17 protein-coding genes and 1 other annotated feature are annotated in these 14438 nt (G+C 46.3%); all 17 genes read left to right on the top strand.

Features of this window, described 5'->3' with window-relative positions; genetic code table 11:
- Positions 1-60: 60 nt before the first annotated feature.
- The 17 genes from LCM10_RS15060 to obgE all read left to right on the top strand — a co-directional run bounded on the left by LCM10_RS15060 (position 61) and on the right by obgE (position 14424).
- Positions 61-1044, top strand: coding sequence for an SPOR domain-containing protein (locus tag LCM10_RS15060; protein ID WP_224877118.1), 984 nt, complete (start codon positions 61-63; stop codon positions 1042-1044).
- A gap of 147 nt (positions 1045-1191) precedes the next feature.
- A complete protein-coding gene (locus LCM10_RS15055; RefSeq protein ID WP_224877117.1) occupies positions 1192-1758 on the top strand; it encodes a Maf family protein in 567 nt (188 codons plus the stop codon).
- Between the two features lie 34 nt (positions 1759-1792).
- Positions 1793-2497: a RadC family protein gene (gene radC, locus LCM10_RS15050; protein ID WP_318247500.1), complete on the top strand. Its 705-nt coding sequence runs from the start codon at positions 1793-1795 to the stop codon at positions 2495-2497.
- Positions 2498-2731: 234 nt separating this feature from the next.
- Entirely contained in the window at positions 2732-3739 is a 1008-nt protein-coding gene (locus tag LCM10_RS15045) for a rod shape-determining protein (protein ID WP_224877116.1), read from the top strand.
- Between the two features lie 253 nt (positions 3740-3992).
- On the top strand, positions 3993-4874 hold the full coding sequence (mreC, locus tag LCM10_RS15040) for a rod shape-determining protein MreC (RefSeq protein ID WP_224877115.1): 882 nt from the start codon (positions 3993-3995) through the stop codon (positions 4872-4874).
- The gene (mreD, locus tag LCM10_RS15035) at positions 4871-5392 is read left to right on the top strand and encodes a rod shape-determining protein MreD (protein WP_224877114.1); all 522 of its coding nucleotides are present in this window, start codon (positions 4871-4873) and stop codon (positions 5390-5392) included. Before mreC ends, mreD begins: the two co-directional genes overlap by 4 nt.
- A gap of 179 nt (positions 5393-5571) precedes the next feature.
- Entirely contained in the window at positions 5572-6252 is a 681-nt protein-coding gene (gene minC / locus LCM10_RS15030) for a septum site-determining protein MinC (protein WP_224877113.1), read from the top strand.
- Position 6253: 1 nt separating this feature from the next.
- Complete coding sequence (gene minD, locus LCM10_RS15025) at positions 6254-7057, top strand: septum site-determining protein MinD (protein ID WP_224877112.1); 804 nt, start codon at positions 6254-6256, stop codon at positions 7055-7057.
- A gap of 415 nt (positions 7058-7472) precedes the next feature.
- On the top strand, positions 7473-8261 hold the full coding sequence (locus LCM10_RS15020) for a M23 family metallopeptidase (RefSeq protein ID WP_224877111.1): 789 nt from the start codon (positions 7473-7475) through the stop codon (positions 8259-8261).
- Entirely contained in the window at positions 8254-9120 is an 867-nt protein-coding gene (locus LCM10_RS15015) for a M50 family metallopeptidase (RefSeq protein WP_224877110.1), read from the top strand. Before LCM10_RS15020 ends, LCM10_RS15015 begins: the two co-directional genes overlap by 8 nt.
- A gap of 123 nt (positions 9121-9243) precedes the next feature.
- Positions 9244-10689, top strand: a complete 1446-nt coding sequence (locus tag LCM10_RS15010; RefSeq protein WP_224877109.1) for an Rne/Rng family ribonuclease — start codon at positions 9244-9246, stop codon at positions 10687-10689.
- 67 nt (positions 10690-10756) lie between these two features.
- Positions 10757-10835 (top strand) — a sequence feature (ribosomal protein L21 leader region).
- A gap of 13 nt (positions 10836-10848) precedes the next feature.
- On the top strand, positions 10849-11157 hold the full coding sequence (rplU, locus tag LCM10_RS15005; RefSeq protein WP_224877108.1) for a 50S ribosomal protein L21: 309 nt from the start codon (positions 10849-10851) through the stop codon (positions 11155-11157).
- 11 nt (positions 11158-11168) lie between these two features.
- Positions 11169-11501, top strand: coding sequence for a ribosomal-processing cysteine protease Prp (locus LCM10_RS15000; RefSeq protein WP_224877107.1), 333 nt, complete (start codon positions 11169-11171; stop codon positions 11499-11501).
- Between the two features lie 12 nt (positions 11502-11513).
- Entirely contained in the window at positions 11514-11804 is a 291-nt protein-coding gene (rpmA, locus tag LCM10_RS14995) for a 50S ribosomal protein L27 (RefSeq protein ID WP_032087495.1), read from the top strand.
- 89 nt (positions 11805-11893) lie between these two features.
- Positions 11894-12166 carry a hypothetical protein gene (locus LCM10_RS14990; RefSeq protein WP_224877106.1) on the top strand — a complete coding sequence of 91 codons (273 nt, stop codon included), beginning with the start codon at positions 11894-11896 and terminating at the stop codon, positions 12164-12166.
- A 397-nt stretch (positions 12167-12563) separates the two neighbouring features.
- A complete protein-coding gene (locus LCM10_RS14985) occupies positions 12564-13097 on the top strand; it encodes a Spo0B C-terminal domain-containing protein (protein WP_224877105.1) in 534 nt (177 codons plus the stop codon).
- 40 nt (positions 13098-13137) lie between these two features.
- Entirely contained in the window at positions 13138-14424 is a 1287-nt protein-coding gene (obgE, locus tag LCM10_RS14980; RefSeq protein ID WP_224877104.1) for a GTPase ObgE, read from the top strand.
- The last annotated feature ends 14 nt before the right edge of the window (positions 14425-14438 follow it).

Here is a 14438-nt window from a genome sequence, read left to right as displayed (position 1 = left end):
CTTGTTCTTTTTTTTATGGGGTGTGATAGGATGGAAAAAAATAGATGAAGGAGGGTGGCGATGGTGGACAAGCCAGACCGGAATAAACAAATTTCCATCAAAATAAATGGTGAAAACACAAAATTCGAAGAAGATCTCCATGTCCATGATTGGAAGCTCGGAAAAGAAGAAAGTGCTGCGGGCGAAGAGAAACTTGAAGATACAGGCTTTGATTGGAACCTGCCGGATGATGCTTCCGTGCCTCCAAAAGAATACAAAAAAATCAACTATGTCAACGGAAAGAAAAAAAAGAAGCCGAAATCATTCAATCATCCTTTCAATGAATCGATGAACCTAATCATGTCAATCATCGGGGCGGTGGTTGTCGGGGCCGTGCTCGGGTTCGGGACCTTGAAGGTCATCACCAATACGGACGGCGAAGCGGCACCGGCCGCTGTGTTGCAGGATGGGACCGCTGCAGGTGATACAGGTGGGAATGAAACGAGAGCCCCAGTTCAGCTGAAGGAAATTTCGACTCCAGTCCTGCAGGGGGGTGTCTTCTCGACCAAGGAGTCACTGGCTGCCATGAGGGATTCTTTGTCGGCAAAAGGGATCAACAGTGCATCGATTGAAAAGGATGGGCAATGGTTCTTATTGCTCGGAGTGTCGGCTGATGTTGAGACGGCGAAGCTCCTCGGTGAAAAATTGAAGGAAAATGGCACAGATGTCTATGCGAAGGACTTTCAGTTGAGTGCCAAAGAGATTAAGGCAAGTGAAGGGGAAAAAGCGTTTCTAGAAAAAGCCGGCGGTCTGTTTGCGATCCTCGCAGAAGAAAGCAGCACCGGTGTGGTGAACGGCAAGGTGAATGAGTCGGCGGCGGCAACGATTCAATCAGGCTTGAAAGAAATCCAGGGACTGAAGGTCGGCCAGGAGCCGATCGTGAAGATGAAAGAAGCAATCGAACATGCCTCCAGTCAGACACTCGCAATAAAGACATCGGAGGAAGCGGCTGAAATCCAGGGTGAACTGCTCACTTATCTTGAAATATACAGCAGCTTACAATAAGCGGGGAAATGCGACTATTTTCTAGGAAATAATTACCCAGGCGACAAGCGTGAATCTGCTTGTCGCCTTTTGCTTGTTTAGGCAGGAAGTATTTGGTACTATTAGTCTGTATCTCTCATTCTATACATGAAAGGACTGGAATGATTTATGTCCAACCTCATTCTTGCTTCACAATCCCCTCGACGAAAAGAACTTCTTCAACAAATTCAACTTTCTTTCTCGGTCATGAAAAGCGATGTCAATGAATCATTTGCCCCTCATATGAGACCCCATGATGTGGTAATGGAACTCGCCTTGAGGAAAGCGAGGGTAATTTCGCAAACACATGCTGAGTCATACGTTTTGGGCTCTGATACAGTGGTGACCAAAGGCGACCTCATCCTCGGAAAACCCAATTCGGCAGAAGAAGCAAGGACGATGCTGTCCATGCTATCCGGTGAAACACACTCCGTCTATACAGGTGTCGCCATCGTAAAGGGTGACAACCAATCATTGTTTTATGAAAAAACAGATGTTACGTTCTGGGAGCTATCACCTCGGGAAATCGACGAATACATCGCTTCCGGGGAACCGTTTGACAAAGCGGGCTCCTATGGGATCCAGGGACTCGGGGCCAAACTCGTCAAGGAAATCCAGGGAGATTATTTCTCCGTTGTCGGATTGCCCCTTTCAAGGGTGTACCGGGTGCTTCGTGAAATGGGATATCTCCGGTAAGAATCCGCTCCTTTGACGAAAAAAAGGAGGACCTATGGAGAAACTAACGGAAAAAGAAAAAACCCTGATGATCCGGGATTACCCCCAGGATGAAAGACCGAGGGAACGGATGATCCAAAGTGGTGCAACCAGTCTCTCGAATCAGGAATTATTGGCGATCCTGCTCAGGACCGGCACCAGGTCGGAATCGGTCCTGCAGCTTTCTAACAGACTGCTCACAAATTTTGACGGGCTGAACCTCTTGAAGGATGCTTCCCTCGAAGAAATCACTAAGACGAAAGGGGTCGGTCTTGCAAAGGCGGTGCAGATCATGGCGGCCGTCGAGCTTGGCAGAAGGATCGGCAACCTCGGCTTTGATGACCGATACAGCATCCGCTCCCCTGAAGATGGAGCCAATTATGTCATGAATGACATGAGGTTCCTCGCTCAGGAACACTTCGTTTGCCTTTACCTCAACACAAAAAATCAAGTCCTCCACAAACAGACCATTTTCATCGGCAGTCTCAATGCATCGATCGTCCATCCGAGAGAGGTGTTCAAAGAGGCGTTCAGAAGATCGGCAGCATCGATCATCTGTGTCCATAACCATCCATCCGGAGATCCGACACCGAGCAGGGAAGATATCGAGGTGACAAAGAGATTGGTGGAATGCGGCAGGATCATCGGAATCGACATTCTCGATCATCTGATCATAGGGGAGAAAAAATTTATCAGTTTAAAGGAAAAAGGGTATTTATGACACTAGGATTTTTTTAATGGTTACGATATAATTATCCTTATGATTTTTACGCACTATATGCTGATCCAACAACGTAGCTCATTAAAAAGAGTCAATCTCTGAAGGGATGAGTCTTTTCGTTATGTCATGAAGCATCAACTATGTAAAAAACATTCGACGATGAAGAGTTGGACAACTCTCCTGTTCAGTCAAATATAAACCAGCCAATTTGTATCAGAAAGGGAGATACCATTAATGTTTGGAACGAAGGATTTAGGAATTGACTTAGGAACGGCTAACACACTTGTGTACGTCAAAGGAAAGGGGATCGTTGTTCGCGAACCTTCCGTTGTTGCACTGCAAACCGACAATAAACAAATCGTAGCGGTCGGGAACGATGCGAAGAATATGATCGGAAGGACACCGGGGAATGTAGTGGCCCTTCGTCCGATGAAAGATGGAGTCATTGCGGATTACGAGACGACTGCGACCATGATGAAATACTACATAAAGCAGGCGACCAAGAACAAGAGTGCTTTTTCAAGAAAGCCTTATGTGATGGTATGTGTCCCATCAGGAATCACTGGTGTGGAAGAGCGTGCCGTCATCGATGCGACAAGACAGGCGGGCGCCCGTGATGCCTACACGATCGAAGAACCATTTGCAGCGGCCATCGGTGCCAATCTTCCAGTCTGGGAACCGACGGGAAGCATGGTCGTGGATATCGGTGGAGGTACGACCGAAGTAGCCATCATTTCCCTTGGAGGCATCGTGACAAGTCAGTCGATCCGCGTGGCGGGGGATGAAATGGATGACAGCATCATTAATTACATCCGTAAAACGTATAACCTGATGATCGGTGACCGTACGGCTGAGGCCATCAAGATGGAAGTAGGTTCTGCTGGGAATCCTGAAGGCATCGATAGCATGGAAATCAGGGGACGTGACCTGTTGACCGGGCTTCCGAAAACGATTGAAGTAACGGCAGCAGAGATTGCTTCCGCGCTGCATGATACCGTCTATGCCATTGTCGATGCCGTCAAGAGCACGCTTGAGAAGACACCTCCTGAACTTGCTGCCGACATCATGGACAGAGGAATCGTGTTGACAGGGGGAGGCGCACTTCTTAGAAATATGGACACTGTCATCAGTGATGAAACGAAAATGCCAGTCCTGATCGCAGAAGAGCCACTCGATTGCGTGGCAATCGGTACCGGTAAAGCGCTTGATCACATTCACTTATTCAAGAACCGCGGTAAATAATCAGTTTATATGAAGTGGGGACTGTTCCTTAAAGTACTTCACCAAAGTACATGAAGGCGTCCCCTTCTTTTTTCGCTTCATGGATGTCGAAAAAGTAAATAATTTGGAATGATATCAATATCGAAAAGATTTTGATATAGTATTTAATAGAATTAGGATCTGTTAATGCTTACAGTTAGTAGTAGCTGTTCTTACGGAAACTAGGGAGCGGTGCTTAACAGACCAAGAATTAATAAAGGTTGAGGTGTACAGCATGCCACAATTCTTCCTGAACAAACGACTGATCATCCTGCTCGTCAGCACCATCGTCCTCGTAGCCCTGATCGGCTTCTCATTACGGGAAAGGGACAGCATCAGCTGGCCGGAGCAGTTTGTGAAAGATATGGTAGGATTCGGACAATCATTGGTATCAAAGCCAGTCAATTACACAGGAGAAGTAATCGAGAACGTCAAGGACCTTCAAAATACATACACTGAAAATGAAAAACTGAAATCCCGCCTCGATGAGCTCGTAAAACTAGAGACGCAGGTCAGGGACCTTAAACAGGATAATGAAGAGTTGAGAGCGGTTCTGGAAAAGAAAGAAGATTTAAGAAGCTATGATACGATCCAGGCAACGGTCATCGCACGGAATCCTGATAGATGGCAAGAGCTCATCACGATTGATAAAGGTGAAGTGAACGGAATCAAATCCGATATGGCAGTCATCTCTTCTGCCGGATTGATCGGGAAAGTCAAAAGTGTGAATGAATTTTCATCAACCATTGAATTGATATCGACCAATAACACGAAGAACCGCATATCCACCGTCATTCAGGGTGAACAGGATGTGAACGGTTGGATTGAAGGCTATGACACTGATAAAAAAGAAATCCTTGTCAAGAGGATCCCGAACGACCTGAAGGTGGAGAAGGGATCGAAAGTCATCACGTCCGGCTTGGGCGGCGTATTCCCTAAAGGACTCGTTGTCGGTGAAGTCAGAGAGGTCAAATCCGATCAGTATGGACTCACTCAGACGGCCTATATCAAACCAGCAGCCGACTTCTATCATTTGGAACATGTGATGGTGATCGACCGGGATATTAAAGGTGTAGAAGATCCGAAAGAAGAGGATGATAAGGAGGAAGAGCAATGATCAACCGGCTCATCCTTCCTTTTGTCACGCTTCTCATTTTTTATAGTGAAAGCCTGTTCGTCATGCTCTTCCCGGATGTTGAATTCGCGGATCAACGTATACTGGTACCTCACTTTCTGATTATCTTCATCCTTTTCATTTGTGGTTTCTTTCAATACAGGACTGCCCTGATTTATGCATTTATCTTTGGTTTCATGTTTGATATCTTTTACACCGAGATCAACGGAATCTATCTCGTGTTCTTTCCGTTTGTCGTGTTTCTCACACATGCAATGATGAAAGTCTTGCACAACAACCTCTTTGTATTCGGGATCATTGTACTCGTGAATCTAACCGTGCTTGAATTTCTGGTTTACCAGATCAACGTCATCATCCAGCGTACGGATATGACACTCATTCAGTTCGCGGATTCACGATTATGGCCAACACTTGCGCTTAATGCAGTCTTTTATATCGTATTTTCCTATCCCTTCAAGCTGTTCCTCCAGCGCAAGCAGAAGCAGCTTCTTGAAGATTGATAGAATCACTTGCCCAAGCTCCGCACGTCCCTCGTACACTCCCTTGGGGGGATGCGGAACGTGCGGTGTTTAATAGGCTCGTTCATCTAGTAAGAAAGTTTTGTAATTAGACGTTTAAAAAAGAGGAAATATACATACTTATGTCGAATTTGTACACGACTGAGGTGAAAAATAGCGCAATGAAAAAGAAACCAAACGTAATGATTAAGGGTACGAAAGAAGGACTCACCCTTCATCTCAATGATCAATGCTCGTTCGACGATGTTAAGAAGGAGCTGGACGAAAAGCTGTCTGCCCATTACCGCGAAACAGAGGGAACCCCTTTGCTCACGGTAAATATCCAAGCAGGCAACCGCTATTTGACAGAGGATCAAACAGAAGAGCTGAAGGAAATTGTCAGGCAAAAACGCAATCTGGTAGTGAATGAAGTATGGAGCAATGTTGTCACAAAAAATGAAGCAGAAAAATTAATGAATGAGAGAAATATAGACACCCTGACAGGTGTCATCCGCTCGGGTCAGGTGATTGAGACCCCTGGGGATATGCTGATCATCGGGGATGTGAATCCCGGAGGCAGGATCAATGCAGGAGGAAATATCTACATAATGGGTGCTTTAAAAGGCATCGCTCATGCGGGCTGTAACGGGAAAGGGGAAGCCGTCATCGTGGCTTCAAAAATGCTCCCCTCGCAGCTGCGCATCGCAGACTGTTTGAACCGCGCCCCTGATCGTCCCCTTGATGAGGACCAGCATGATATGGAATGTGCCTATATAGATGAAGAAGGCCAGATCGTGGTCGATCGCCTTCAAGTATTAAAGCATCTTAGACCCAATATTACGAGTTTTAAAGGAGGAAGCTAATGTGGGTGAAGCCATAGTTGTTACTTCAGGTAAAGGTGGAGTGGGTAAGACCACGACTTCTGCCAATGTTGGTACAGCATTAGCTCTACAAGGAAAAAAAGTCTGCCTGATTGATACGGATATCGGTCTCAGGAACCTCGATGTCATCATGGGACTCGAAAACCGGATCATTTATGATTTAGTCGATGTTGTCGAAGGGCGCTGTAAGATCCATCAGGCGCTCGTGAAGGACAAACGGTTCGAGGACAAGCTGTTCCTTCTGCCTGCCGCCCAGACGAGTGATAAATCTGCCGTCAATCCTGAACAGATGAAGAAGCTGGTCACGGACTTGAAGCAGGATTATGATTACATCATAATCGACTGTCCGGCAGGAATCGAACAGGGATACAAAAATGCAGTGGCAGGTGCCGACCGTGCCATCGTCGTCACCACCCCTGAAATTTCCGCCGTCCGTGATGCAGACCGGATCATCGGACTTCTTGAAAAAGAAGACATCGAACCGCCAAAGTTGGTCATCAACCGGATCCGCAGCCACATGATGAAAAATGGTGAAATGCTCGATGTCGATGAAATCACTGCGCATCTATCAATCGATCTCCTCGGGATCGTCGCCGACGATGACAATGTCATCAAGTCGTCCAATAAAGGGGAGCCGATCGCACTGGATGCCTCAAGCAAAGCGTCGATTGCCTACCGGAATATCGCGAGGCGCATCCTCGGCGAATCCGTCCCGCTGCAATCGCTCGATGAAAACAAAACAGGCATGTTTACTAAAATCAAAAAACTATTCGGCGTCAAAGCTTGACAGTTTAATAGACTTTTCAATAACCGGCAGTGTCCTTTGGATACTGTCGGTTTTTTATTTGGAATGTTCGGGCGGGTGGGGTGATGTTTGGTGCCAGGCACAAAAGGGATGGTTTGAGCCAGGCACAAAAGGGTTGATTTGAGCCAGGCACAAAAGGGTTGATTTGAGCCAGGCACAAAAGGGTTGATTTGAGCCAGGCACAAACGGGGTGATTTGTGCCTGGCACAACAAAAGAGAGGGAATGGCTCCACTCTCTACTCCCGTAATACCCGCCTACAGCCCGCCACCGTCCAACACAAATTTTGTCCACATTCGTGAATAATCCCTTCGGACAAGTCATACATTGTAGCATGCGAATAGAACAGGTTCGTTTGGCGCGGAGCCGGACAATATCTAATAAAAAGGAATGGTGTTCATGGGGAATCGAGCGGATGAGATCAGAAGGCAGATCGCAAAGAGGAAGAGAACGAATCAAATGAGTTCGAAGCGGAGCTACAACAATGGGTCTTATTTCCTACCTAGTGATGAAGAGCGCTACGGGGCAGAGCGGTATTCGAGCTTTGAAGGTGGCCCACCGCCAGAAGGCTTTCATCCTTTATTCAAGAAAGAGGCATTCATCATGAAAGTGTTGGGGGCGGGCATCATGGTCCTCCTCACGGCAATCATGTTTAAAAGTCCTTCTCCGGTTTTTGATGATGCAAAAACGGTAGTGAACCGAACGATGGAATCTGAATTCCAATTTGCTTCCATTTCCTCGTGGTATGAAGAGCAATTCGGAAAGCCGCTTGCCTTGCTCCCTGGCTCGACGAAAGATGAAGGTTCACAGACAGTCGTTGAAACGGACGAATATGCAAGACCGGTATCAGGGAAAGTGGTGGAAAATTTTAAAACCAACGGGCAGGGAATCATGCTTCAGACCGAATTCGGTGAAGACGTGGCGGCGATGAAAGGGGGATTGATCATATTTGCCGGAAAGAAAGATAAGCTCGGGAATACGGTGGTCATCCAGCATAAAGATAAGTCTGAATCATGGTATGGTCATCTTGAATCCATTGACGTGAATCAATATGAATATGTGGATAAAGGCACTGCGGTCGGAAAAGTATCTACCAGCAGTGAAAGCAATGTTTCAGGGGAATTTTATTTTGCCATCAAAATGGGTGATGAATTCGTCGACCCGATACAGGTGATATCATTTGACTAATTTCACTTCGGCAGTAAAGAAGCTCTATATTCATCCATTGCTCTGGCTTGTGATGGCCATAGGCATTGCGACCGCCCACTTCATGGAGTTGATCATGCTGCTTTTGATCATTACCATCCATGAGCTCGGGCATGGGGTAATGGCTCATTATTTTTCATGGAGAGTGAAAAGGATCTCCCTTCTCCCATTCGGGGGAGTGGCTGAAATGGACGAACACGGAAATCGTTCCCTACGTGAAGAGTTCTGGGTGATTGCATCGGGTCCCCTTCAGCATGCCTGGCTCGTACTGGCGGGCTGGCTCTTGCTGAAAGGCGGTGTCATCAGCGGGGATGTCTACGTATTGTTCCTTCAGTTGAATCTGATGGTCCTGCTCTTCAACCTGCTGCCGATCTGGCCGCTCGATGGAGGGAAGCTCATCTCATTGCTCCTTTCGCTTAAGTTCAATTATTTGAAAGCATATGAAATCACGCTGGTCAGCTCCCTCTTCCTTCTCATACTGTTTCACCTTTCGATCCTGTTGATTGCACCGTTTCATCTGAATTTATGGATCGTGCTCTCGTTCTTGTACTTTTCATTATGGACGGATTGGAAGCAGAGAAGATATAACTTCATGAAATTCCTGTTGGAGCGGTACTACGGGAACAGTCATCAATTCAGGGACTTAAAACCTCTTCCGATTGATGGGGATGAAACGTTGATCACGGTCGTCGAACGGTTTCAACGCGGCGTGAAGCATCCGCTCGTTGTCCTGGAACAGGGAACGGAAGTCGGGAAGCTTGATGAATATGAACTCCTTCATGCATTTTTTGCTGAAAAGATGACGAATGCAAAAACGAAGGATCTTCTCTACCTTTATTGACGAAAACCGTGAGACTGTATAAAGTGAATAGTGGAAACTACTCAAAAGGTTTGACTTCGTGTCATTCCTTTTCTTTTTTGTGGAGGTATAAGTGACGTTTATATAGAAAAGAGGGAGTCCCCGTTGGAAGAGATCATTGTGCACGGAAAAGGCAGGGAAAAACGCTGGGTTCTGAAGAAAGATCAAAAGGTCGCCGGGCTGTACACCTATCAGCCACAAGAAGAAACACTGACAGGAAATATTTATTTTGCGAAAGTGGTCAAGGTACAGAAAGGCCTCGGTGCCGCATTCGTTGATATCGGCTACGATAAGAACGGCTACCTACATGAAAAGGATTTTCCTCAAAATGTTGCGGCTTACCAAAGTGGTGAGGCAGCTCTACCAATATCGAAATGTGTGCATGAAGGTCAGAAAATCCTTGTGCAGGTGACGAAGGATGCTGTTGGGACGAAGGGACCGAAATTGTCTGCCGTCATCGAGCTGAAGGGTGAACATCTTGTATACATGCCGGAGGGACATTATGTTGCCGTTTCGAAAAAATTGGATGACGATGTAAGGCGCGAGTTGAAACGCACCGGAAGGGAATGGAAAGACGAATCGGAAGGAGTCGTTTTCCGTACAAAAGCTTCCAGTGCAGGAAAAGAAGCGCTGGTTGAAGAACTGGACGGATTGAGGAAGAACTTTCAGCGCCTTGAATCAATGAGCAGGCGAAAAAAGGCACCATCCCTCCTGTTTAAAGAGGATCCATTCTTAAAGGATCTGCAAGTGCAATTGGAAAAAGGAGCGGGCGGAAGAGTTTATGTTGATGATCAGGAGAGTTTTCATCAGCTGCAGGATTGGATTGTCACGCACCATGATAAGAAGTGGTCGATTGAGCTGTATCAGGGGAAGGAAAATATTTTCCGGCATTTTGAAGTCTCTTCCGTTTGGAAAAATGCCCTCAAAAAAGTCGTGTGGCTTGATAGCGGTGCATTCCTTCTAGTGGAATCAACGGAAGCCCTCACCGTGATCGACGTCAATTCAGGAAAATTCACCGGGAAGGATGACCTTGAACAGACCGTCCTGAAAACGAATGTGTCGGCAGCCAAAGAAATTGCAAAGCAGCTGGTTCTAAGGAATATCAGCGGGATCATCCTGATAGATTTCATCGATATGAAACGGGAAAGTCACCGCCAGGAAGTGGTGGCTACCTTCCAAAGGGCCCTTCAAGATGATTCCCAGCGTACGACCGTATTGGGGTTCACGGAGCTCGGTGTCCTTGAACTGACCAGGAAGCGGTCCAGGCCAAGCTTGAATGACTATCTAACGGTGCCTTGCCCGGTCTGCAGCGGGACGGGCCGCGTCATCAGTCCTGAAAGCAAGGCGTTCCAGCTGGAGCGAGAACTGTGGGAATATCAGGGGAGCGATTTAGAGGAGATCCATATAGAAGGTACGAAAGAGGTACTTGATGTATTTGCCGGAATCGGTCATACTCATGTGCAGAGATTGGAGAAGGCATTGAAGGTGAAGCTCGACCTTCAGGTGAGCGAGCATCCACATCCCTTTTATCAAATCGGAAAGATGAGATGAATTTCATGAATTATATTGACACTCTATTCGATTCTGTGATAGGATTCTAATGTTATTGATTGTAGCACCCGTGCTACAACCGCTCAGAACAGGTCTTAAAGGATGGAGCATTCCAACACCTGTGATTGGCGAGTCTGAGTTTATTAAGGAGGTGCGATTATGTACGCAATTATCGAAACAGGTGGTAAGCAAATCCGTGTAGAAGCTGGTCAAGAGATCTACATCGAGAAGCTAAACGCAAACGAAGGTGATACAGTTACATTCGACAAGGTTCTTTTCGTTGGTGGTGACGATGTGAAAGTAGGAAGTCCATTAGTGGATGGAGCTACTGTAACAGCGAAGGTTGAAAAACAAGGCCGCGCGAAAAAGCTTGTAGTATTCAAGTACAAGCCTAAGAAGAACTACCGTCGTAAGCAAGGTCACCGTCAACCTTACACTAAAGTTGTAATTGACCAAATCAACGCGTAAGGCGTGATTGAATGATTAACGTTTACGTTAAGAAGACCGGCGAAAGAATTCGTTCTTTCTCAATGGACGGTCATGCAGATTTTGCCGAACACGGGCAAGATATCGTTTGTGCCGGTGCCTCTGCTGTTTCTTTTGGAAGTGTCAATGCCATCATGTCATTGACCGGGATTGAACCCGATATCGAGCAATCTGCCGATGGGGGATATTTCAGTTGCGTCTTTCCTGACGACTTACCCGAAGAAACGGATAAGAAGGTCCAGCTGCTACTTAGTGGCATGGTGATCAGCCTGCAAACAATTGAAAGAGACTATCGTGATTTCATTAAAATAACCTTCAAAAAGTAGGAGGTGGAACAAATGTTAAGATTAGACCTTCAGTTTTTCGCGTCTAAAAAAGGAGTAGGTTCGACTAAAAACGGTCGTGACTCTATTGCTAAGCGTCTTGGTGCTAAGCGTGCAGACGGTCAAATGGTTACAGGTGGATCGATCCTTTACCGTCAACGCGGTACAAAGATCTACCCAGGTTTGAACGTAGGCCGTGGTGGTGACGATACACTTTTTGCTAAAACAGACGGTGTTGTTCGTTTCGAACGCATGGGTCGTGATAAGAAAAAAGTGAGCGTATACCCTGTTGCGAATGAAGCTTAATCGCATATCTTTAACGAAAACTCTAACCGACTTTCGGTTAGAGTTTTATTTTTTGATAAGGGATTAGGCTTTGGTGTGGTGGTTAAGGGTTGGGGATTGTATTGGGATTGGTGATGGTAGTTGTAGGGTTGTTGTTGATGGAAATGAAATTAGTAATGGTGATGGCCATGGAATTAGTATGGATGATGGAAATGGGTGTAGGTGTAGGGGTATATACGAAGTGGAAACTCGGATTTGATAATAAAACCTTGATTTTCGATAATAAAACCTTGAATTTTGATAATAAATATTGGTTTTTTGATAATAAGTACCTTGTTTTTGATAATATCTGGTCCAATGGCCTTACGATTTCGCTAAAATAGGGTTCAAAACTTGTGATTATCGTGTTTTTTATCGATTTTGTTCAGATCCGACTAAAAAACCTCTGTTTTTTCACAAAAATAGTGTTTTTACAGGCAAAAACACTATTTATCGTGAAAAGGTGCTGCCTCATCTAGCCGGGTATTCATCGTGATGAGGTGCCACACCCCGTTCGAGCCACGTATCCATCGTAACGAGGTGCCCCCCTCCGTTCAGTTCATCTACCCTAACACCCCATCCCACCACACCTCCAATCCAGAAAGCCAACTAAAAACCCGCCCACCGCCAACTCCATACCCCAAAACCCTGCCCCTTCGACACTTTTTTCATAAACAATATACGTAGAAGGCCCATGTTTGATATACTAACTAGTAGCACTTAAAGTATAGGGGTTATGATATGAGCGATAATAGGGGTATTCTGGACGCACTTAGACATGCTCGGCATGATTGGATGAACGATCTTCAATTGATCAAGGGCAATCTTGAATTGAACCGGGTTGAGCGTGCGAAACAAGTCATCGATACCATGGTGATTACAGCACAGAATGAATCGAAACTATGTAATTTGAGACTTCCATTATTGGCTGAATGGATCTTAACATATAACTGGTCCACGCATATGGTGAAGCTGGAGTTTGAGGTGGGGGCTGCAGGGTATTCAGGATACCTGGATGATGAAAGGCTCGTCCATATCTGTAAGGGATTGATGGAACTTCTTGAAACCACTGTGGAATCCAGTGCGGAAAACCAGCTTTCGATGATCATCGATTTTTCTGAGGAACATCCTCGTTTCATATTTGATTTCACAGGTATACTAAAAGAAACGGATGTTTTGGAACGATGGATTGAAATACAGCAAAAGAACGGAAATAAAGTAGAGACGGAACTGCTTCAAAAGGAAGCGTTCGTGATTCATCTTTCTGTTGAATGAACCGTATTCGACGGGATGGATAAGTTAGGAGTGTGAAAGTATGTTTGTCGATCAGGTCAAGATTTATACAAAAGGCGGAGACGGTGGTAACGGAATGGTTGCTTTCCGCCGTGAAAAATATGTACCTAAGGGCGGTCCTGCAGGCGGGGACGGCGGTCATGGTGCAGATGTCATTTTTGAAGTGGATGAAGGACTGCGGACATTGATGGATTTCCGTTATCAGCGCCATTTCAAGGCACCTCGCGGGGAGCATGGCATGAGTAAGAACCAGCATGGAAGAAATGCGGAAGACATGATTGTGAAGGTGCCGCCGGGTACCGTTGTGAAAGATGATGATACGGGTGAGACGATTGCTGATTTGACTCAGCATGGACAGCGTGCCGTCATTACGAAAGGTGGACGTGGAGGCCGCGGGAATACCCGGTTCGCGACACCTGCGAATCCTGCACCGGAGCTTTCTGAGAAAGGGGAGCCTGGACAGGAGCGCTATATCGTGATGGAATTGAAATTACTTGCGGACGTCGGCCTTGTCGGATTCCCGAGTGTAGGGAAATCGACATTATTATCCGTCGTATCGGCAGCGAAACCGAAGATTGCATCCTATCACTTCACGACGATCGTCCCGAATCTTGGGATGGTTGAAACGGCTGATGGCAGAAGCTTTGTCATGGCCGATTTGCCGGGATTGATCGAGGGGGCACATGAAGGTGTCGGACTCGGACATCAATTCCTCCGTCATATCGAGAGAACGCGTGTCATCGTGCATGTAATCGATATGAGCGGTATGGAAGGGCGCGACCCTTATGAGGATTATCTGACAATCAACGAAGAGTTGAAGCAATATAATCTCCGTCTTACAGAACGCCCGCAGATCATCGTGGCGAACAAGATGGACATGCCGGAATCGGAAGAGAACTTGAACATCTTCAAGGAAAAGCTAGAAGATGATTATCCGGTCTTCCCGATCTCCGCATTCACGCAGCAAGGCTTGAAAGAGCTGTTATTTGCGGTTGCAGACAAGCTGGAGACAACGGAGGAATTCCCTATCCAGGAAGAAGAGGAAACGGGTGTCCACCGTGTCGTATATCGTCATGAAGAAGAGCAGAAAGACTTTGAAATCACACGTGACCCTGATGGAACATTCGTCGTCAGCGGTGCGAAGATCGAACGTCTCTTCAAGATGACCGACTTCTCCCGTGAAGATTCTGTCAGACGCTTCGCCAGACAGCTCCGTTCATATGGGGTGGATGATGCACTACGTGAACGCGGTGCTGAAAATGGCGATACCATCCGCTTGTTGAAATATGAATTTGAATTTGTAGATTAAGCCTCGTATTGGAG

The sequence above is a fragment of the Rossellomorea aquimaris genome (assembly GCF_020171925.1).
Classification (GTDB): Bacteria; Bacillota; Bacilli; order Bacillales; family Bacillaceae_B; genus Rossellomorea; species Rossellomorea aquimaris_F.
Note: the sequence above shows the minus strand (reverse complement) of the source record. Positions and strands in the feature narration are given on the sequence as shown.